20 protein-coding genes are annotated in these 20,136 nt (G+C 65.0%); 3 read left to right on the top strand and 17 right to left on the bottom strand.

Annotation, left to right across the window (positions count from 1 at the left end; translation table 11 throughout):
• Positions 1–243 precede the first annotated feature (243 nt).
• Positions 244–489: a hypothetical protein gene (locus AAEU42_RS00600; protein WP_342231573.1), complete on the bottom strand. Its 246-nt coding sequence runs from the start codon at positions 487–489 to the stop codon at positions 244–246.
• A gap of 149 nt (positions 490–638) precedes the next feature.
• Here AAEU42_RS00600 and AAEU42_RS00595 point away from each other — a divergent pair, with 149 nt between their 5' ends.
• Entirely contained in the window at positions 639–965 is a 327-nt protein-coding gene (locus AAEU42_RS00595; protein ID WP_342231572.1) for a helix-turn-helix domain-containing protein, read from the top strand.
• Positions 966–1,024: 59 nt separating this feature from the next.
• Here AAEU42_RS00595 and AAEU42_RS00590 read toward each other — a convergent pair whose 3' ends face one another.
• The gene (locus tag AAEU42_RS00590) at positions 1,025–3,259 is read right to left on the bottom strand and encodes a hypothetical protein (RefSeq protein ID WP_342231571.1); all 2,235 of its coding nucleotides are present in this window, start codon (positions 3,257–3,259) and stop codon (positions 1,025–1,027) included.
• A gap of 25 nt (positions 3,260–3,284) precedes the next feature.
• On the bottom strand, positions 3,285–4,067 hold the full coding sequence (gene rlmB / locus AAEU42_RS00585; RefSeq protein WP_342231570.1) for a 23S rRNA (guanosine(2251)-2'-O)-methyltransferase RlmB: 783 nt from the start codon (positions 4,065–4,067) through the stop codon (positions 3,285–3,287).
• Between the two features lie 154 nt (positions 4,068–4,221).
• Between rlmB and AAEU42_RS00580 the strand changes: the two genes are divergently transcribed.
• On the top strand, positions 4,222–6,057 hold the full coding sequence (locus AAEU42_RS00580) for an S-layer homology domain-containing protein (protein ID WP_342231569.1): 1,836 nt from the start codon (positions 4,222–4,224) through the stop codon (positions 6,055–6,057).
• Positions 6,058–6,194: 137 nt separating this feature from the next.
• Positions 6,195–8,492 (top strand): ATP-dependent zinc metalloprotease FtsH, encoded by a 2,298-nt coding sequence (ftsH, locus tag AAEU42_RS00575; RefSeq protein ID WP_342231568.1) that lies wholly within the window; start codon positions 6,195–6,197, stop codon positions 8,490–8,492.
• Between the two features lie 50 nt (positions 8,493–8,542).
• On the opposite strand, the gene AAEU42_RS00570 is transcribed toward ftsH, so the two are convergent.
• From AAEU42_RS00570 to AAEU42_RS00505, 14 genes are all read right to left on the bottom strand, one after another.
• On the bottom strand, positions 8,543–8,956 hold the full coding sequence (locus AAEU42_RS00570) for a hypothetical protein (protein WP_342231567.1): 414 nt from the start codon (positions 8,954–8,956) through the stop codon (positions 8,543–8,545).
• A gap of 1 nt (position 8,957) precedes the next feature.
• Positions 8,958–10,019, bottom strand: a complete 1,062-nt coding sequence (locus tag AAEU42_RS00565; protein ID WP_342231566.1) for a type IV pilus twitching motility protein PilT — start codon at positions 10,017–10,019, stop codon at positions 8,958–8,960.
• A 12-nt stretch (positions 10,020–10,031) separates the two neighbouring features.
• Positions 10,032–10,427: a hypothetical protein gene (locus AAEU42_RS00560; RefSeq protein ID WP_342231565.1), complete on the bottom strand. Its 396-nt coding sequence runs from the start codon at positions 10,425–10,427 to the stop codon at positions 10,032–10,034.
• Complete coding sequence (locus tag AAEU42_RS00555) at positions 10,420–10,746, bottom strand: hypothetical protein (protein WP_342231564.1); 327 nt, start codon at positions 10,744–10,746, stop codon at positions 10,420–10,422. The genes AAEU42_RS00560 and AAEU42_RS00555 overlap by 8 nt, the downstream gene beginning before the upstream one ends.
• A complete protein-coding gene (locus tag AAEU42_RS00550; protein WP_342231563.1) occupies positions 10,743–11,207 on the bottom strand; it encodes a DUF4860 domain-containing protein in 465 nt (154 codons plus the stop codon). Before AAEU42_RS00550 ends, AAEU42_RS00555 begins: the two co-directional genes overlap by 4 nt.
• Positions 11,208–11,235: 28 nt before the next feature.
• A complete protein-coding gene (locus AAEU42_RS00545) occupies positions 11,236–11,547 on the bottom strand; it encodes a hypothetical protein (RefSeq protein ID WP_342231562.1) in 312 nt (103 codons plus the stop codon).
• A gap of 4 nt (positions 11,548–11,551) precedes the next feature.
• On the bottom strand, positions 11,552–12,544 hold the full coding sequence (locus AAEU42_RS00540) for a type II secretion system F family protein (protein WP_342231561.1): 993 nt from the start codon (positions 12,542–12,544) through the stop codon (positions 11,552–11,554).
• 84 nt (positions 12,545–12,628) lie between these two features.
• Entirely contained in the window at positions 12,629–13,525 is an 897-nt protein-coding gene (locus AAEU42_RS00535) for a transglutaminase-like domain-containing protein (RefSeq protein ID WP_342231560.1), read from the bottom strand.
• Positions 13,522–14,268 (bottom strand): sortase, encoded by a 747-nt coding sequence (locus AAEU42_RS00530; protein ID WP_342231559.1) that lies wholly within the window; start codon positions 14,266–14,268, stop codon positions 13,522–13,524. Before AAEU42_RS00530 ends, AAEU42_RS00535 begins: the two co-directional genes overlap by 4 nt.
• Before the next feature lies 1 nt (position 14,269).
• Positions 14,270–15,481 (bottom strand): AfsR/SARP family transcriptional regulator, encoded by a 1,212-nt coding sequence (locus AAEU42_RS00525; RefSeq protein ID WP_342231558.1) that lies wholly within the window; start codon positions 15,479–15,481, stop codon positions 14,270–14,272.
• 299 nt (positions 15,482–15,780) lie between these two features.
• A complete protein-coding gene (locus tag AAEU42_RS00520; RefSeq protein WP_342231557.1) occupies positions 15,781–16,698 on the bottom strand; it encodes a magnesium transporter CorA family protein in 918 nt (305 codons plus the stop codon).
• A 205-nt stretch (positions 16,699–16,903) separates the two neighbouring features.
• The gene (gene groL, locus AAEU42_RS00515) at positions 16,904–18,529 is read right to left on the bottom strand and encodes a chaperonin GroEL (protein ID WP_342231556.1); all 1,626 of its coding nucleotides are present in this window, start codon (positions 18,527–18,529) and stop codon (positions 16,904–16,906) included.
• A gap of 152 nt (positions 18,530–18,681) precedes the next feature.
• Positions 18,682–18,966, bottom strand: coding sequence for a co-chaperone GroES (locus AAEU42_RS00510; protein WP_342231555.1), 285 nt, complete (start codon positions 18,964–18,966; stop codon positions 18,682–18,684).
• A gap of 210 nt (positions 18,967–19,176) precedes the next feature.
• Positions 19,177–20,136 carry a diacylglycerol/lipid kinase family protein gene (locus AAEU42_RS00505; RefSeq protein ID WP_342231554.1) on the bottom strand — a complete coding sequence of 320 codons (960 nt, stop codon included), beginning with the start codon at positions 20,134–20,136 and terminating at the stop codon, positions 19,177–19,179.

The following is a 20,136-nucleotide window of genomic DNA, read 5'->3' as shown; positions in this document are numbered from 1 at the left end:
GCGGCCCTCCCAAAAAGAGCGCCGCCGCTCGTTGAACAGCTGTAACGGGCTTGCCCGGCCTGCTTGCTCACAGGCGGCTCAGGAGCGGTCTCCCCGCCGCGTCACGTGGGGCGCTCCCACCAAAACGCGCCCCTCTCTGTCCGCCGCTGTGCGGTTCGGTCTCCGTCGTTGCCGATATACGACAGGATGATATCACGAATCGCATACGGTGTCAAGGGCCCCCGCCGGAGGAAACGAAGCCCGTCAGGCCAGTGCGTCCAGCAAGGCCTGGCGGTGGGCCTGTGCGGTCCCTTCCCCCACAGGCTCGGAGAGCAGATAACTCCGGGCCTCCCGCCACTCCTGGGAGGAAAAATCCTCCGGCGGCGTCTGCCGCACCGCCCGGAGCAGCGCGGCCCGGCGCTGGGGCCGTCCCAGATCGGAGAGGTACTCACACCCGGCTAAAGCGGCGAGACGCTCCAGAAGATCCTCTGTTTCGTGCCCGGTCTCCATCGAACGCCCCCTTTCCCCATTTTCCAGTTGATAAATCAACTATAATAAGAAAGATTCACAATGTCAAGTTTAAATTACAACTACTAATTGATTCTTATTTTCGTTCAAACATGGATATGATAGTTCCAAAGCAATGGGAGGCATGGAATTTGGAACTGGATTACCGCACCATCGGCAGCCGGATCGCCCGGCGGAGGAAAAATTTAGGCCTGACACAGGCCAAGGTGGCGGAGCGGTGCGAAATCAGCGACCAGTACCTCTCCAACATCGAGCGGGCGGTGTCCATCCCCTCCACTGAAGTGGTGATGCGGCTGGCCCTGGCCCTGAACACCACCCCCGACGCGTTTCTCGTGGGCACAGCCCGGCGGGAGGAGGGGCTCTGGCAGGACGTGGCCGAGGGCCTGCGGCCGCTGAACACCCGCCAGCTGAGGCTGGTGGAGCAGTTCATCCGCTGGGTGAGTGAGCAGGAATTATAGAAAAGGGGCCTCCGTATCACGGAGGCCCCTTTTTTGATCGAAGGGAATCTCCCGGCCCCTCAATACCGGTCCACCCAGCCCGAGATGAGGGGGGTGGGCACCAGCCACATAAGGAGATAGATCAGCAGGTTGACGGGGGTCAGGGAGGCGTAGGCCTGGACAAAGGTGAGATAAAAGGCCAGCAGAACTCCCACCACGGAACCCAGGCAGGCCAGCGCCGCCGACAGCCGCACCGCCGCGCGCAGGCGGCGCCCACCCACCACGGCCTCGGCATAGGGGGCGATGCCCTCCCGGCACAGGACGGCGGTAAGGGTGTCCGAGTGCTCCCGCTCCTCCTCGGACAGGGCCCGGCGGCGGTCCACCGGCGGGAATTCCATCTTCTCCACCGGCAGTTTGAACCGTTGGCGGAGCATGGCCGGGATCAGGTTGAAATCCCGGGTGGCCAGTACCGGGGTGATCCGGTTGTGGATGAGGGAGTCCAAGGCGGGAGGCACCGCGCCGGAGAGGTGGTAATTGAGGGCGAAAATCCCCGCCAGCTCCCCGTCGATGGCGCAGAAGACCGCGTTTTTGATGTTGAGGCCCTGGGGCATGGCCACCTCCATGAGGGCCATGAAGGAGGCGGAGCCCACCAGCACCAGCTCCCCCCGGATCACCTCGGAGACCCCGCCGCCCTCGTAGGCGGTGAACTCGCTCCCCCGGCGGTAGACGGTGCCCTGGCTGCGGAGGAGGTCGTGGAAGATCTTCTCCAGCCCGCTGCCGGAATCCCGGATAACGGTGGCCGTATCGGCCACCACCTTGTCCACGGGAAAGTCTCCGAAGACCTTTACCCCGTTGAGGGATACCGAGCCGGGGGGAAAGAGATCCACGTCGGTGAGCAGCAGGTTGGACCCGCCCGTGGTGTTGGTGACCCCCTCCCACCCGGCCAGGGCGGCCCCCGACTTGGCCAGCCGGGCCGACAGCCTCCGCCAGGGCAGGCCGAAGCAGAGGGTGGCCGACAGGGAGGCGGAGGCGGAGAGGGTGGCGGAGAGGCACCAGAGGAGGTCCTCGGGCCGGCTGCGGCCCAGGGAGGCGATCAGAGAGAACAGGACGCAGCCCAGCAGGAGCACGGGGGCGGCCACCCGGTAGATGCGCTCGGCGCCGTCCTCGGCCTGGATCTGGCTGCCGAACCCGGAGACCGGCCCCGACCACTTGGCGTAGGTGTCCCGGCCGTTCCAGACCCCCTCGTCCCGGGTGACCAGGTAGGGCTCCGAGGCCGAGGCCGCCGTGCGGCAGGTCAAGCGCTGGCCCCGCCGCTTGTGGAAATTCCCCAGCATGACGCACCACAGGGCCAGCACCGCCACCACGCAGTAAGGCTGGCGGGGCAGTTCCCCGCCGGAGAGGGCGGGGAGGGTGACCGCATCGGCCAGCACCGCCACGTTGGCCAGAGACATGAGGCTGTCCATGCCCATTCGGAACTGGAAGGGCCGGACCAGCCCCTTGAAAAAGGCGTCCGCCCCCAGCAGCAGGGCCCCGCCCTGAAGGGCCGCCAGGGTGTAGCACCGCAGGACGGCGCTCTCGGCCAGAATGTTGGGCACCAAAAGGGGCAGGCCCTCGGCCAGGGTCAGATACAATAGGGGCAGCAGGAGGAGAAAGACCAGCACCACCCGGGCCCGCATGGCCTTGAGGCCCTTGGCGTACCGCTTGGCCAGCTCCGACGGGGCCAGATCGGGGGCGGGGGGCAGGGCCCGGCGGGGCCTGCGCTCCCGGACGGGGGCCTCTTCCTCCTCGTCCACGCCGGGGATGAGCTCCTCGGCCCGGCGGAGGTCGGCGTCCTCCTCGGCCCCCTCCTCCTCGTACATATGCCCGGCAAACTCGTCCGCCTTGCGGCGCAGCTTGTCGATGCCCGCCGCCAGGGGGCTCTCCGGCTCCGGGGGCGGGAATTCCAGCACCTTGGTGGCGTCGGGGTCCTCCTCCGCCGCAGGCGCCTCCTCAGGTTCCTCCGGGAGGTCCTCCGGCTCCTCTTCGGGCGGTTCCGGGGCCGGGGCGGCCGCCCTGGGGCCGGGGAACTCGGTCACCACGCCGGGCTTTTTCCCCGGGGGAGGGGTATCCGGCTGGCGGGGCAGGATGGGGAAGGGGATGGTGTCCTCCCGCCAGTTCTGGGGCTTTGGGTCCTGGGGCCCTTCGGGCTCCGGGGGGGGCGGGGGGGCCTTTTCCCCCTCCTTCCCGGCGCCCAGGCTGCCGAATTCGGCCAGGATCTCCTCCAGGGAGTAGCCGCCGTCCTGATTCAGTTCGTCGTCATCCCTGCGTTTTGACATGAGATCACCCGTTCAAATCTTGATGTTAGCCGAGCCGCTGGCGCACCGCCTCATAGAGGAGGATGGCCGCCGCCGCGGAGGCGTTGAGAGAATTGAGTTTGCCCTTCATGGGGATGGAGACCAGCACGTCGCAGGTCTCGCTGACCAGCCGGCCCATGCCGTCCCCCTCGCTGCCGATAACGATGGCCGCGGGGCCCTTCAAATCGGCCTGATAGAGGCTGGTCCTGGCCCCGGCGGCGGTGCCGAAGACCCACACCCCCGCCTCCTTCAGCTCCTTGAGACAGGCGGTGAGGTTGGCCACCCGGGCCACCGGCACGTGGGACACCGCCCCGGCGGAGGTCTTGGCCACGATGGCGGTGAGCCCGGCGGAGCGGCGCTTGGGGATGATGACCCCGTGGGCCCCGGCGCACTCGGCGGTGCGGATCACCGCCCCCAGGTTGTGGGGGTCGGACAGCTCGTCGCATACCACGATCAGGGGGGGCTCCCCCTTGTCGGCGGCGGCCTTCAGGATATCGTCCACGCTGGCGTATTCCCGGACGGCGGCCACGGCGATGACCCCCTGGTGGGAGTGGGTCACGCTCATGTAGTCCAGCTTCCGCCGGTCGCAGTCCACCACGGCGATGCCCCTGTCCTTGGCCGCCGAGGCGATGTGGCCCAGAGAGGCATCGGTCTCCCCCCGGGCGATATATACTTTGTCGATGGGCGTACCGGCCCGCAGGGCCTCGGTGACGGCGTTGCGGCCTTCGATGATGCCGTCGGCCTCCCCGTCCCCGGCCCGCTTGGGCAGGGGCTTGCGCCTTTCTTCCATGCTTGTCCCGCCTTTCGTCCGCGCTTGCCGCGCAATCAAATTTAGTATACCATAACTCTCAGGCAAGAAAAAGAAAAAGTTTGCGTTATATTTCTCCCTCCATTATAATGGGAACATCATAAATTGTGCGCTTTCGCGCAAGGGAGGAAAGCATATGAAACGCGCGCTGTCCCTGCTGCTGTCTCTGGTTCTGCTGGTTGGGGTCTTGCCCACAGCCGGAGCGATCCCATTGCCGCCCCCCGACTGGGCCCTCAGCGCCTATCAACGGCTGCAGGAGGAGCCCAATTACAGCTCCGCTCCCCTCTTCAACTCCGGCCCCATCACCCGGGCTGAATTTCTGAACCTTGTGATGGATACCCTCCAACTGCTTCTCAGTCCTGACTACCTGGCCTCTATCCCGCCTGTGGAAGACGACTACTTCATGGACAACCCCCGCGGAGCCTCCTCGTCCTACTACCCTGACGGCGTATACAAGGCCGCCGCCTGCGGGATCGCGGAGGGGCGGATGGGAGAGGACGGATTGCGCTATCTGGATCCCCTCAATCCCCTCACCCGGCAGGAGTGCGCGAAGATCCTCTGCTCCGCCCTGGACTTTGCCATCGACTCCGGCTATCCCGTCACCGCCGCCGAGGCCCCTGCCCCCTACGCCGACCAGGCCTCCATCGCAGCCTGGGCCGCCCCCTACACGGGGCGGATCGCCGGCTACGGCCTAATGGTGGGCGACCAGAGCGGGAACTTTGCCCCCCTGGCGCAGCTGGACTGGCCCTCCGCCGTGGTGCTGGCCGCCCGAACGCTGGATCTCCTCACGGAATCCGCCCCGGGCTTGATCCTCCAGTCTGCCCTGGACTGGGAGGTCCTGAGCAGCTTGGGCGGATACAGCACCAGGGGCCTGCGCCGGTATACCGCCCAGCCCTGGACGGGATATGACTACGATCTGCGGGTCGCCGTGGACGAGGCCGGCACGGTGACCTCGGTGGTGGCCCTCTACGACGACCAGCTCGCCGTGGAGCGGTTCGATGCCGCCGGGAACGTCACATTTTCCAAAAGCCTGCCCATGGAGCTCCCCCTCTTCGGCGCCTTCCTGGCGGGCTCCGACGGGCGCTATTACCTGGCCTTCGGCGAGGCCAACTTGGAGGAGAACGATGAAAAGGAAGTATGGCGCATCGTTCAATATGACGCCGGCTGGAACCGGCTGGGCGCCGCCTCCGTCACCGGCGGGAGCAGCCTTTCCACCTTCCCCTTCGACTGCACCCTTGCCCGCATGGCCCTCAGCGACAGCGGGGAATTGACCCTCCACGCCGCCCGGGAGCGGTATGCCTCCGGCGACGGGCTTAACCACCAGTCCAATTTCACCATCACCGTGGACACCGCCGATATGAGCGTGAAGTCCGTCAGCACGCCCTTCCCCAACAACCATGTGGGGCACTCCTTCGGCCAGTTCGTTCAGTACGATGGGGATATCCCCGTCACCGTGGACCACGGGGACGCCTATCCCCGCTCCTTCTATCTCCAGAAGGACGGGCAGGGTGCCACCCTTCTAGCTTTGGCAGGGACTACCGGGGAAAACGTGACGCACGCGATCGGCTCCGGCTTTGAGGTCAGTGACCGCGGATACCTCTTTCTGGGCTGTTCCGCGCCCCAGAAGGACTTTGCCGCCGAGGGAAAAGCCCCCTGGAATGTATTCCTCTCCTATGCGGACAAGGACCTGTCCTCTGCCACACTCACCTGGCTCACCCAAAGCGAGAATACCATCGACACTGCCAGGCTTGTAAAACTGAATGAGAACAGCTTTGCGGCCCTTTGGCTCCAGGATGGCTGTCTCCACTACCAAAAGCTGGACGGAGCTGGTACTCCAGTGGGCCAAGAGCAGATCCGCCCCGACCTCACCGCCTTTCCTCCCACCCAGCCCGCCGTCCACAACGGGACAATCTATTGGATCCAGTATTTCGCCGGCCACCCCCGGCTGTTCACCCTTACCCCGGAGGCCTGACAAAAAGCCGGGCCGCGCCAAATTGGCGCGGCCCGGCTTTCCTTTATTCATAGAAAGTTTACGCTCCGTTTCCTTGTAATTTCGCTTTCGTTATGTTATGATGCAAGTTGAATTTACAGGCAAAGGGGGCTTATTTTATGCCCGACAACAATCAAAACAACCATAACGGCGGCCCGAAGAAAAATCCCAAAAATACGATGGCCCTCATGTCCATCGTCCTCTGGGCCCTGGTCATCACCGTATTCCTCAACTACGCCACCTCCATGGCCCGGCAGGCCAACACCCAGGAGGTCTATTACAGCGAGTTCCGCCAGATGGTGGCCGACGACAAGGTAGCCAAGGTGGTCATGTCCAACGACAAGTTCGTCATCTACCCCAAGGTGGACGAGTCGGGCAAGTACGCCACCCCGGGCAACGAGCCCCAGGGCCAGTGGGTCGACCCCATGGCCCAGGCCCAGGCCGCCCTGGAGGAGGCCGAGGCCGCCCGGGCTCAGGCCGCCGCCCTCCCCCTTCCCCCGCTGGAGGACGAGGCGGCCAAGGCCAGGTATGAGGATGAGCAGAAGAAGGCCCAGGCCCAGTACGACGACGCCAAGTCCAAGTATGAGGAGGCCCAGAAGGAACAGGACCGGGCCAGTACCTATTTCTGCGCCCCCATCAACGACAGCGGCCTGATCCAGCTGATGGAGGACCACGGGGTGGAACTCTTCGGCGTGAATTACCAGGAGCCCCTCTCCCCCATCGTCTCCTTCCTGGCCACCTTCATCCTCCCCACCCTGCTGATGGTGGGCCTGATGTACCTGCTGTTCCGGTCCATGTCCAACAAGATGGGCGGCATGGGCGGTCTAGGCGGCGTGGGCAAGGCCAACGCCAAGGTCTACGTAGAGAAAAAGACCGGCGTCACCTTCAAGGACGTGGCCGGTCAGGACGAGGCCAAGGAATCTCTGGAAGAGATCATCGACTTCCTCCACAACCCCGGCAAATACACCGAGATCGGCGCCAAGCTGCCCAAGGGCGCCCTTCTGGTGGGCTCCCCCGGCACCGGCAAGACCCTGCTGGCCAAGGCCGTGGCCGGCGAGGCCAATGTGCCCTTCTTCTCCATCTCCGGCTCCGACTTCGTGGAGATGTTCGTGGGCGTGGGCGCCAGCCGGGTCCGGGACCTCTTCAAAGAGGCCGCCAAGATGGCCCCCTGCATCATCTTCATCGATGAGATCGACACCATCGGCAAGTCCCGGGACAACCGCATGGGCGGCAACGACGAGCGAGAGCAGACCCTCAATCAGCTCCTGGCCGAGCTGGACGGCTTCGACCCCACCAAGGGCGTCATCGTCCTGGCCGCCACCAACCGGCCCGAGGTGCTGGACAAGGCCCTGCTGCGGCCCGGCCGGTTTGACCGGCGGATCACCGTGGACCGGCCCAACCTGGCCGGGCGGCTGGCCACCCTCCAGGTCCACACCCGGAACATCCGCCTGTCCGACGACGTGAACCTCAACAAGATCGCCCAGGCCACCGCCGGCTGCGTGGGCGCGGACCTGGCCAACCTGGTGAACGAGGCCGCCCTCCGGGCGGTGCGCCACGGCCGGAAGGCCGTCAACCAGGAGGACCTGCTGGCCTCCTTCGAGCTGGTGATCGCGGGCAGTGAGAAAAAGGGCACCGTCCTCACCGAGCAGGAGAAGAAGATCACCGCCTACCACGAGGTGGGCCACGCCCTGGTGGCCGCCCGGCAGAAGAACGCCCAGCCGGTGAGCAAGATCACCATTGTCCCCCACACCCTGGGGGCCCTGGGCTATACCATGCAGCTGCCCGAGGAGGAGAAGTTCCTCATGACCAAGGAGGACCTCCTCACCGAGATCCGCACCCTGCTGGGCGGGCGGAGCGCCGAGGAGGTGGTCTTTGGGACCCAAACCTCCGGCGCTTCCAACGACATCGAGCGGGCCACCGACCTGGCCCGGAAGATGGTGACCATGTTCGGCATGAGCGGCTCCCTGGGCGTCATGGGCGTGGCCACCGTGCAAAACCAGTTCCTGGACGGCTCCATGGGCCTCAACTGCGCCCAGGACACCGCCGCCCTGGTGGACCGGGAGGTCAAGGACATCCTGGAGCAGTGCCACGCCGAGGCCAGGAAGCTCCTGGAAAACGACCGGGAGATGCTGGACAAGGTGGCGGGCTACCTCCTTCAGAAGGAGACCATCACCGGCCAGGAGATGATGGCCATCCTGGAGGGCAGGGACCCGGAGACCGTGGACAACTACGGCCTGCCCCACAAGGCCTCCGCCCCCCAGGCTCCCGCCGTCCCCGCCGGGGACGAGCCCCCCGCCGTTCACGTCCACATGGTGAGCCAGCCGGTGGAGCGCCCCCAGGACGACGGCGAGGCGCCGGAAGAGCCCGCGCCCCCCGCGGACCAGCCCCAGGACAGGGACAGCCCCCGGGACGAATAATAGAAAAAAAGCGCGCGCCCAGCAGGGCGCGCGCTTTTTTGATCCCTTTTCTATTGCTCCAGGGCCCCGGCCACGATGGACAAAAAGCCCAGGTCGTTTTCAAAGGCGGTCTTGGTCCCGTCGCCCCAGTGGACGAACCCCTGCCAGGTGGCGTTCCGGCGGGTGGTGATTTGAAGGTCGAAGGTCAACCGTTCCCCCCGTGCCCCCTCCACCGCCTCCAGCGGCATGCCGTCAGGGGGGAGCTGGGTGGTGCGCTCGGCCTTCTCCCGGTCGGGCCGGAAGGTGCGGATGGCCTGAAAGGCCTGGGGATAGTCCTGGACCTCCAGAAGCCGCTCGATCTTCAAAAGCAGGTCCCCCAGGTCGGCGAAGGAAAAGGGCTCCCTCACCCTGCGGCTGAATACCCTGCCCCCGGTGCCCCCGTCCACGCAGATACGGAACAGCCCGTCCCGCTCTTTTGCCGTCATATCAAATCGCTCCTTTCAGGCTGCGTTTCACGCTCTCCGGATTGGAGGCGTATCGGAGGGCGGTCTCCTCGGAGATCAGGCCCCCCTGGACCAGCTTGACGATGCTCTGATCCATGGACATCATGCCCTGGGCGGCCCCCGTCTCAATGACGCTGGCCAGCTGGTGGGTCTTGTCCTCCCGGATCATGTTGCGCACGGCGTTGGTGGCCGTCATCACCTCGAAGGCGGGCCGCTGGGTGCCGTCCACCCCGGGCAGAAGCAGCTGGGAGACCACCCCCTCCAGCACCAGGGCCAGCTGGGTGCGGATCTGCCGCTGCTGCTGGGGCGGGAAAGAGTCCACGATGCGGTCCACCGTGTTGACCGCCCCCACGGTGTGGAGGGTGGAAATGACCAGATGGCCGGTCTCCGCCGCCGTCACGGCGGCCTGGATGGTCTCGGCGTCCCGCATCTCCCCCAGGATGATCACGTTGGGGGCCTCCCGCAAAGCCGCCCGGAGGGCGGCGGCGTAGGATTCGGTATCGGTGTGGAGCTCCCGCTGGGTCACCACGCTGAGTTTGTGCTGGTGGAGGTACTCGATGGGGTCCTCCACCGTGATGACGTGGGCCTGGCGGGTGTTGTTGATGATATCCACCAGACAGGCCAGGGTGGTGGTCTTGCCGCTCCCCGCCGGGCCGGTGAAGAGGACCATGCCGTGGGCGTAGGAGGCGAACCGGGTCACCTCCTCCGGGATGTGGAGGCTCTGCCAGTCGGGCAGCTGAAAGGCCACCACCCGGATCACCAGGGCCAGGGAATTGCGCTGGCGCAGGGCGTTTACCCGGAACCGGGAGAGGCCGGGTACGGCGAAGGAGAAATCGTCGTCTCCCGTGCCGGTGAGGCCCGCCATGTCCCGTCCCGCCATCCGGTAGAGCTGGGCGGCCAGGGCGCCGGTATCCTGGGCGGTAAAGCGCTCCCCCTCCCGCCGGAGGACCCCCTGCACCTTATAGGTCACGGGCAGGCCGGCGATCACCAGGATGTCGGAGGCCTCCTCCCGCACCGCCCGGTGCAGTATCTCGTTCAAATCCATATGTTCCTCCTGTCACTGCCCCGGAAGCCCGGCGCCGTCCCACACGGGCAGGGGCGCCTCTTCCACAGTGGACGAATTGGTGACGGTCCGCCACTCCAGCCGCTCCACCCCGCCCTCCGGCGTCCTGCCCAGACGGATGTGAAGGGACTGGACCTCGGTCATGGGGAAGTCGGCCTCATACTCGGCCTGTGTCCCCGCCGCGAAAGCCTCCTGGGCCATACAGGCCTGGGCGTCGGCGGCGTAATAGGCCGTGACGGCGGCGGCGTTGGCCCGGCTCAGGCGCTCGTCGGCCTGGGCGGTGAGCAGGGTGAGGGCGGAGAACACCGCCAGCACCAGCACCAGCAGGACCGTGAGCACGGTGACCAGGCCGATCCCGGCGGGGACGCCGTTTTCCTGTGTTTTATCCAACCCGGCGCACCCCCTCGATGGTGTAGACCGTCTCTCCGTTCCAGGTGACGGTCACGTCGGCCTCGCCGTCCTCCTCTTCGATCTCCACCGCGTAGCCCTCGCCGGCCAGCGCACCGGCCCCGGGGTTCTCCCCGGCGGCCTTCCAGGTCTCGGCGGCGGACTGGGCCAGATAGACCGCCCGGGTCAGCCGTTGGCTCCCGGCGCTGATCCCCTGGGCCCGGACCAGCAGCAGCACGCAGACCACGGCGCACACGGCAAAGACACACAGATCCAAAATCAGCTCCAAAAGGCGGACACGGCCGCCGGTCCTGCCCCTCATGCCGCCGCCTCCCCGCACCGCAGGGCCACGCTGGCCGAGTAGGTCTCCCCGCCGGTCCCGGTCAGGGTGAGGTCGAGAAGGGCCCCCTCCCGCCGGACCGCCAGCTCCTCCATGGGGAAGAGGGCGTCCCCGTCCGCAGGGGAAAAGCCCCCGTCCACGGCGGCGTAGAGCTCCCGGAACTGGCCGCCGGAGCAGTAGAGGAGCAGCTCGTAGCCCTCCTCCTGGGCGATCTTCAAAGCGGTATGGCCCTCAAAATCGGTGACGGACACCGCCACCGCCCGGTCCCCCCGGCGAAGCTGGTTGGTGACGTAGGACAGGGCGGCGCGGCAGACGTAGTTTTCGTCCGAGCGCTCCACGCACTGGCGGTACACCCCGCCCGTGAGCAGGGTGACGGCCAGGGCCAGCACGGCAAAGACCCCGCACAGCGCCAGGCTGGGCAGCTCCATTTTGTCCCGTCCCATGTCTCTCCCCCTCTCCGGTCCCGTTCTCCTACTGCCTCTGGATCACTGTGATATCCGGAGACAGGTTGTCGGCCACATAGCGGTAGTCCACCATCCAGCGCTCCTGGTCCACCCGGAGGCCGTAGCGCTCCTCCAGTTCCTCCAGGCTGACGGGATAGGCCCCCTCGATGGCGTAGCACTGGACCGCCGAGCGGCGGACCGCCTTTTCGATGAGCTCCCGGCTCTGCCCGCTGGCCCCGGGCAGGATCCCCCGGTCCACCATCAGCACCGCCCCGGCCAATCCGGCCAGCAGGAGCCCCGCCGCCGGAAGCCACCGGCGGACTTGTTTTCCCCGGTCCACGGCCTCAGCCTCCCAGGGCGGAGAGCATCCCCACCAGGGGGAGCATCACCGACAGCAGGATGGCGGCCACCGCGCCGCACAGGAAGAGGACCAGGGCATACTCAAACCTTCCCAGATTGGCCGTCAGCTTTTCCTGGGCCTGGGCCGAGCAGCGGCGGGCGATCTCCTCCATGGCCTCGGGGAGGCCGCCGGAGCGGAGTCCCGCCGCCAGAAGGCCCCCCAGGAAGCTGTCCAGGAGCCCCGTGGACACCACCGCCCGGTCAAAGTCCTCCCCCCGGAGCATGGCGGCCTGACAGGCGGCCGCCGGGCCCTGGAGGGGGGTGCCCGCCATTATGGCCACACACCGCTCCATGGCCTCGTCCAGGGAGGTGCCGCTCTGGAGGAGCATGGCCAGGGCCGAGGCAAAGCGGGCCCGGGCGGCGGACAGCCCCGCCGCTCCCCGGCCGAAGAGGGCCATGCCCCGCCCGGTCCGAAGCCACACCAGCAGGAAGAGGGCCAGGGCCACGCAGGCCACAGAGCCGGCCAGAATGGCCAGCCGTCCCCCCTCGCCGGGGCCGGACACCCCAAGCTGGGCGAAGACGCTGTTGAAAATGGGCAGGACCTTCCAGCCCAGGAAGAAAAAGATCCCGCCGATGAGGGCGATCATGGTGAGGGGATAGGTCACCGCCTGCCGGAGGGCGGAGCTGGTCTCGCTCTCCCGCTGGTCATAGGCGGCCAGGGCTTCCAACACCTGGTCCAGCCGCCCGGAGGTCTGGCCCACCTCCAGCTGGCGCAGGTATTCGCCGGGGAAGCGGCCGGTCTGGGCAAAGGCCCGGGCCACGGACTGCCCCTCCTCCAGGGCATGGCCCAGCTGGGCCAGAGTCTCCCCCAGGGCAGGGGTGGCGGGCCGCTGGGACAGCAGGGCCACGCTGTCCTGCCAGCTCAGCCCCGCCCTGCACAGCCGGGCCAGTTCCCAGCTGAGGACGGAGCGCTCCTCACAGGAGAGTTCTTTTGGCATGGGGCGGCCTCCTTTCCCGGATCCGGAACAGGGAAACGCGGCGGGCGGGCTGGGCCCGCCCGCCGCGTTCCGGTGTGTCCCAAATCAGTAGGCGTACTTCTGCTGATAGTTGGCGGAATTGGTGACGTATTTCATGATGGAGTCGCTGCGCTTTCCGCTGGAGGTAAAGGTGGGGTCCATCAGGGTCCAGGAGGTGCCGTCAAAATAAATGACCTCCACCCAGCCGGTCTCCTCGGAGTAGACGTTGATCCAGGCGTGATAGGTGGTGCCCGCGTAGCCCACCACCAGCTTGCAGGGGATGTTCTGGCTTCTCAGCATGGCGGCCATGACGGCGGCGTAGTCGAAGCAGATGCCCTTTTTCGCCGCCAGCACCTCGTCCACCTTGGGCAGGTAGCCGCTCTGGACGGAGGCGGCCCGGTCATAGTCGTAGGTGAAATTGTCCACCACGTAGTCAAAGACCACCCTCACCTTGGACAGGGTGTCCGTCTGCCCCGCCATCAGCTCCGCGGCCTTCTGGGCCACGGCGGAGTCGGGGGTGAAGTTGACGAACTGGTTGGAGTAGAGGAAGGGGGCCATGCTGTCCCGGAGGGTCACGCTCAGGGTGCAGGTATAGGCCTGGGCATAGCGGTTCTCCGTGGTGTTCTCCAGCACCTTCACGGTGTACTTCCCGTCCCCCTCGGTCAGGGGGAAGGTCTCGCTGAGGCCGGTGTTGTTGAGGTCGTAGGTGTAATCCGCGCCGCCCTCTTTGGTGATCTGCACCTTGATCCTCACGTTCTTTCCGCCGGTGTAGCGGACAAAGAGATATCCCTCCGCCAGGTTGGAGGCGTCCACCGCCGCCTTGTCGTTGGAATAGACCGTCACGCCCTGCTGGGCGGACTTCTTCATCGGGATGGCCCGGTAGTCGGCGCCCAGCACCGGCGCCGCGCAGGCCAGCGTCAGCGCCGCCGCCAGGAACAGCGTGAGGGCGGATTTCTTCTTCATTTGGTTCCAGCCTCCTTTTCCGGCAGGCCCCCCGTCTCCCCCGCCGGCAGGATCTCATCCAGGCAGCCCCGGATGATCAGCCGGTGGTCGGACACTCCGATGGGGGTACAGGTGGTCAGGGTGAGACAGCTCTCTCCGGTGGTGGCGATGGGGCTCCAGTCGTCGCTCTCCACCACCGTGGCGCTCTCAAAGCAGTATCGGTAAATATGATCCTTGTCCGAGAGATAGAGATAATCCCCCTCGGCCAGGGTGTCCAGATAGTAAAAGGGCATGTTGTCGGTGATCTTGCCGTTTCTCAGGCCGTTGCGGTGCCCCGCGATGGACACGTTCCGGTTCCCCTCCCCGGGGAGCTGGGCGTAATCGTAGAGGCCCACCCCCTTGAGCAGGGTGCCGGCGTCGGTGCCGCCCAGGATCGGGACGTCCACCGCCAGCTTCGGGATGACCAGGCGGAGCGCCCCGTCCGTGTACTCCCGCCGCTCCTGGGTGATGGCCCATTTGCCCACAGGCAGACCGTCCACCACGTCCCCGGCCTGGTAAGCCGTCTCCTCCGGCTCCGGCGGGGACTCCAGGGCCGGGTCGTCCAAAGCCGCCTCCGGGGTGGCCTGGGGCGTGGGCTCCGCGGTCGGCGCGGGGGTGGGGACGGGGCCGGGGGCCGGGCGGAAGGCCAGCGCCGCCGCCAGGGCCAGCAGGACCGCCGCCAGGAGGAGCAGTCCCCCCGCCGTCCACCTTCTGCCGTTTTTCATCTCAGGCCAGCTCCCGCACTTTATAGGAGAGCTTGAGCCGGATGGCCCGGTACCGGGCCCGGAAGGCGGCCAGGATTCGCTCCATCACCATGACGCTGTCCTCGAAGTTGGCCCCGGGCAGCAGCACCACGTATTGGGCGGCGCTGTACCGGGCCACCACGTCGCCCCGCCGCAGGCTGTCCACCAGGATCCCCTGGAGCCGGTCCATGGTGCCGGTCAGGGCGTCCAGCGGGGGCAGGGTGCCGTCGGGGTTGGTGACGGTGATCAGGGCCACGTGGATACACACCCCGCTTCTGGAGCTGCGGCGGGCCTCCAGGCGGTAGATCTCGCGGAAAAAGCCGTACTCGCAGACGAAGGCGCCTGCCCGCTCGGCGGTCTCGCTGAGCTGCTGCTGGATGACCTCCAGGTCGGTCTCCATGGCCTGCTGGCTGTTCATGACCTCCCGGTAGATGGTCTGAAGCTCCTCGGAAGGGCGCACCCCCAGGCTACGGTAGAGGAGCTCGGTGGCGGTTTCGTATTGGCTGAGGGCGGCGGCGTCCTTCCCCTGGCGGATCAGGGAGCGGATGAGGATCACATAGACCCCCTCGTCCAGCGAATCCATCTGGACCGCCTGGTGGGCCAGAAGCTCCATCTCGCCGTATTCCCCCCGCTGTTCCAGCAGGGCGGCGCAGGTCTTTACCGTCTCCAAATATAGGTTATGGAGCCGCACGGCGGTGGGGATCACCCACATCTGGCGGCCCATTTTTGCCATAAATTCCCCCTGGTAAAGGGTCAGCGCCTCTTCTCCGGCGGACAGGCGCTCCTCCTCTTCCAGCCCCGTGTTGGCGCACCGGGCACAGCAGGCCTCGAAGCGGTCCACGTCCACCAGGCACTCCACCTGGGTGTTCCAGGTGTAGCCGCCCCGGCTGGAGAGGATGGGGTCGGTCCCCTCGGGGAAGAGGGGCTCCAGCATCCGGCGGATGCGGTAGAGAAGGGTCTTTAAGGCGTTGGCGGGATTGGCGTCGCTGTTGTCGTCCCACAGCAGGTCGATGAGCTCGCTCTGGGTCACCATGTGGCCCCGGTGGGTAATCAGATACCCCAGCACGCCGAATAACTTCCGGGAGTGGCTGTTCTCATCGCTGATCCTGGCCTCGCCCCGGCCGACGGAAAAACTGCCCAGCATGGTCACGTTCACCGCGATCTGCGGTTCCGCCTTCACTTGCGCCTTCGTCATGCCTCGTTCCATCCCCTTCCCACGCCGGTTATATGCGGCACTCTTTTCATGCCGGCTTAGATACAGCATTAATTATATAACATCTCTAGGAATTTGAACAGCCCTTTTCGGAAATATTTTCTTGGGGATGTTACCAAAGTTGAAAAACTCTGAACACCTTCCCGGAGCGGGGAAACGGGCCTTCCGGGGCCCCTGCGTTCCCTCACAGCGTTTTCCGTCGTTTCCGCTGCCCGCCCTTCTCTTGCTGCCATCCGTCAGTTTTTCATATCACAAAATTCCGTTCTGTAATGTTTTCATCCTCACAGCAGTTTTTTCTTCTTGAAAAGAACGATCTCAACGCAGACGATAAGGACCGCCACGACGAAAACGCCGGGATAACCAAAGGCCCATCTCAGCTCCGGCATATAGATAAAATTCATTCCGTACCAACCCACCAGCAGTGTCAGCGGAAGGAATATGGCCGAGACGACGGTGAGCAGATTCATCGTTTTGGTCTGTTTCACTTGGATTTGCGTTTGATGCATTTCCCGGATTTGAAGGACATACTCACGCAGGGCCTCCACGTGGCTGTGAAGCCGCTCCGCCCGGTCCGAAAAGTATCCGTACACAAGGCACTCCTCGTCAGAGAGCATTTGATTGGTGTTGGAGCGGATCGTGACGCCCAGGTTAATCATCTGGTAATAATAGGAGTGCAGGGCCATTAGATCCTTCCGGTAGGGGATCAGCATCTTATAAAAATGGTCCGGGATCTTTTCCAGCAGACCCTCTTCGAGGGCGGAGAGGGCGTCTTCCGTTTTTTGCAGGAAAATCACGTCGCCGTCGATCCATGAATTCAGGAGATAGCAAAAAAATCCGGGGATGGAAAGCTCCTCCGGAAACTGGTTTTCTTTCATGCGGCCGACGAGGTGCGCCAACTGGTCGACATCGCCGACCAGATAGAGCCTCGTCTCCGAGAGGTAAAAGCCAAAGCGGACTCTGCCCTCCACCCTGTCCTTCAGGACCGGCAGGGAAAGGGTCCCCAGAATGCACGAGCCAAACAGTTCTGCCTTGCAGTATTCCATCTGGGTCATATTATGCAGGAGCGTCTTTTTATGCGGTATCCCCGCGGCTTCCGTTTTGAACTCCTCTTCCGTCATAAGAGAAACCAATTTCTGACCCTCTTTGGCGTCATTCTTCTCCAGTTTCCGCAGCATCGTGTTCAGCAAAAATTCTTTCATATGTACTGCCTCCGTGCGCTTTTTCATTCATAGGGTTCTGCCCTATCATACCGCCGCGGCGCCGATCTGTCTACGAGAAGTCCGGGCTAGGGGGCCGCCACGTCCCTGCCGCTTCAAATTTGCCGCCTTCCTCCCCACCCCCGGGCCGGTAATACGGGCAAAAAAGGCCCGCCGGTTTCCCGGCGGGCCTTCGAAATGCTTTTGCTTAGTACATGCCGCCCATGTCGGGAGCGGCGGGAGCGGGAGCGGGGGGCTCGGGCTTGTCGGCCACCAGGGCCTCGGTGGTCAGCAGCACGGCGGCGATGGAGGCGGCGTTCTCCAGGGCGGAGCGGGTCACCTTGGTGGGGTCCACGATACCGGCCTTGAGCATGTCGCAGTAATCCTCGTGGAGGGCGTCATAGCCGTAACCGGCCTTGCCGGAGCTCTTGACCTTCTCCAGCACCACGGAGCCGTCCACACCGGCGTTGGCGGCGATCTGGCGGATGGGCTCGGTGAGGGCGGCGGCCACGATGGACACGCCGGTCTTCTCGTCGCCCTCGGCGCCCTTGAGCAGCTTCTCCACGGCGGGGATGGCGTCCACGTAGGCGGTGCCGCCGCCGGCCACGATGCCCTCTTCCACGGCGGCGCGGGTGGCGTTCAGGGCGTCCTCGATGCGGAGCTTCTTCTCCTTCATCTCGGTCTCGGTGGCGGCGCCCACACGGAGGACGGCCACGCCGCCGGCCATCTTGGCCAGCCGCTCCTGGAGCTTCTCACGGTCGTAGTCGGAGGTGGTCTCGGCGATCTGGGACTTGATCTGGCCCACCCGGGCCTTGATGTCGGCGCTCTTGCCCACGCCGCCGACGATGATGGTGTTCTCCTTGTTGACCTTCACCTGCTTGGCCCGGCCCATCATATCCATGGTGGCGGCCTTCAGCTCCAGGCCCACTTCCTCGCTGATGACGGTACCGCCGGTGAGGACGGCGATGTCCTGGAGCATCTCCTTGCGGCGGTCGCCGTAGCCGGGGGCCTTGACGCACACCACGTTCAGGGTGCCGCGCAGCTTGTTGACGATGAGGGTGTTCAGAGCCTCGCCCTCCACGTCCTCGGCGATGATGAGCATCTTCTTGCCGGACTGCACCACCTGCTCCAGCAGGGGCAGCAGGTCCTGGACGGAGGAGACCTTCTTATCGGTGATGAGGATGATGGGATCGTCCAGGACGGCCTCCATCTTCTCGGTGTCGGTGACCATATAGGGGGTGACGTAGCCCCGGTCGAACTGCATGCCCTCAACCACCTCGGAGTAGGTCTCGGCGGTCTTGGACTCCTCCACGGTGATGACGCCGTCAGAGCCCACCTTCTCCATGGCCTCGGCGATGAGCTGACCGATGGTCTCGTCGCCGGAGGAGATGGCGCCCACGCGGGCGATGTCCTCGGTGCCCTTGACCTTCTTGGAGTTCTTCTTGATCTCGGCGATGGCGGCGTCGGCGGCGGCCTTGATGCCCTTCTTCATGACCATGGGGTTGGCGCCGGCGGCCAGGTTCTTCAGGCCCTCCCGGACGATGGCCTGGGTCAGCAGGGTGGCGGTGGTGGTGCCGTCGCCGGCCACGTCGTTGGTCTTGGTGGCGACTTCCTTCACCAGCTGGGCGCCCATGTTCTCCATGGGGTCGGCCAGCTCGATCTCCTTGGCGATGGTCACGCCGTCGTTGGTGATGAGGGGAGAGCCGTACTTCTTATCCAGCACCACGTTGCGGCCCTTGGGGCCCATGGTGATCTTCACGGTGTCGGCCAGCTGGTCCACGCCCCGCTGGAGCGCGCGGCGGGCATCCTCGCCGTAGGAAATGATCTTAGACATAATGGCATTACCTCCAAATTTTTATCGTTTGGCTTCCCCTGGGGGAAGCTGGCTGGCCAACGGCCAGACTGATGAGGGGAACGCGGCGCAAAATCCTGTCCGGCACAACCGGCCGGCCCCGCTCACCCTGCGGAAGCTTTACTAGGTGCGGCTTACTCCACCACGGCCAGAATGTCGCCCTGGCGCACGATGGTGTACTCTTCCCCGTCCACCTTGACCTCGGTGCCGGAGTACTTGCTGGTAATGACCTTCTGGCCCTTCTTGACGGTCATCTTGACTTCCTTGCCGTCCACCAGGCCGCCGGGGCCCACCTCGATGACCTCGGCCACCTCCGGCTTCTCCTTGGCGCTGCCGGTGAGGATCAGGCCGCCCTTGGTCTTTTCCTCAGCCTCCATCATCTTGATGATCACGCGGTCTCCCAAAGGCATCAGTTTCATTTTGGGTTCCTCCTTATATCATTTTTTCTTATTTAACGAAGTCAGCGTGTTAGCACTCATTTCACTGGAGTGCTAACACGCTTATTATAATAGCCTCGCTTGCCAAATTTGGCAAGTCTTATTTTCCCTATTTTCAAAAAAAATAGCTCAAAAATAGGATCTGTTCAAAAATATATCCGCCAATCTATTTCTCACTTTTATTTTCTTGCTTTATCTCCCGTTTTCAGAAACAGCCCCAACCAAATTGTTAGCAGTCTGTGAACTTTCACGCCAAAAGACGTCCCGGGGGTAGAAGAAGTTCACCTTCTTCTCCGACAGCCGCAGGGTAAAAGAGGTGTCCCGCAGGACTTCCCCGTCCACCACCACGGTGATTTTCTCCCCAGCCGAAAAGGTGACGGCGTCCCCATGCCAGGCCTGAATGAGCTCGGGACACTCCCGGTAGCGGCCCGCGGCGTACCTGCCCACATACCGGCCGAAGGCCAGCCGCCCGATGTCCCCCACCAGGAGCATGTCAAGCACCCCGTCGTCGGGCTGGGCCTCGGGCACCGGGCAGAAGCCGCCACCGTAGTACCTGCCGTTGCAGACGCAGAGGATGGCCACGGGGCCGCTGTAATGGATGGGGCCCATATCCACCGTCATGGGCCGGGTGATACCCTTGGCCACCTCGGCCACCAGGGAGAGGATGTAGGCCAGAGACCCGCCCACCACGGGCAGGCGCTTAAAGCGGTGAACCTCGGCGGCCACCCGTGCGTCCACGCCCGCGCACACCACGTCCAGCCCCAGAAGGCCGTTGCAGTCCATCAGGTCCACCCCGGCCTGGGGCCCGTCCCGGAGGGCGGCCAGGTCGGTGAACCGCCCGCGCCCCTCCGGGCCGAACACACGCAGAAAATCATTGCCGGTGCCCATGGGCACGTTGGTCACCGCCGCCCAGTCCCGCCCCGCGGCGGCGTTCACCACTTCGTTCAGCGTCCCGTCCCCGCCGCAGGCGTAAAGGCGGACGGGCTCCCCCAGGGCCACGGCCCGTTCCGCCAGGGCCCGGGCGTCCCCCTCCCCGGCGGTATAGGCGGCCTCATACTCCCCCGGCGAAAAAACGGCGTCCACACGCTCCAAGAGCTTGTGGGCGCTGTTTTTCCGGCCTGCGGAGGGATTGATGATAAAGATATGCCTCAT

Origin of the sequence: Pseudoflavonifractor phocaeensis (genome assembly GCF_038439875.1) — a bacterium.
In the GTDB taxonomy this organism is placed as follows: Bacteria; Bacillota; Clostridia; order Oscillospirales; family Oscillospiraceae; genus Vermiculatibacterium.
The sequence above is the reverse complement of the archived record's forward strand: the minus strand, read 5'-3'. Positions and strand labels throughout refer to the sequence as shown.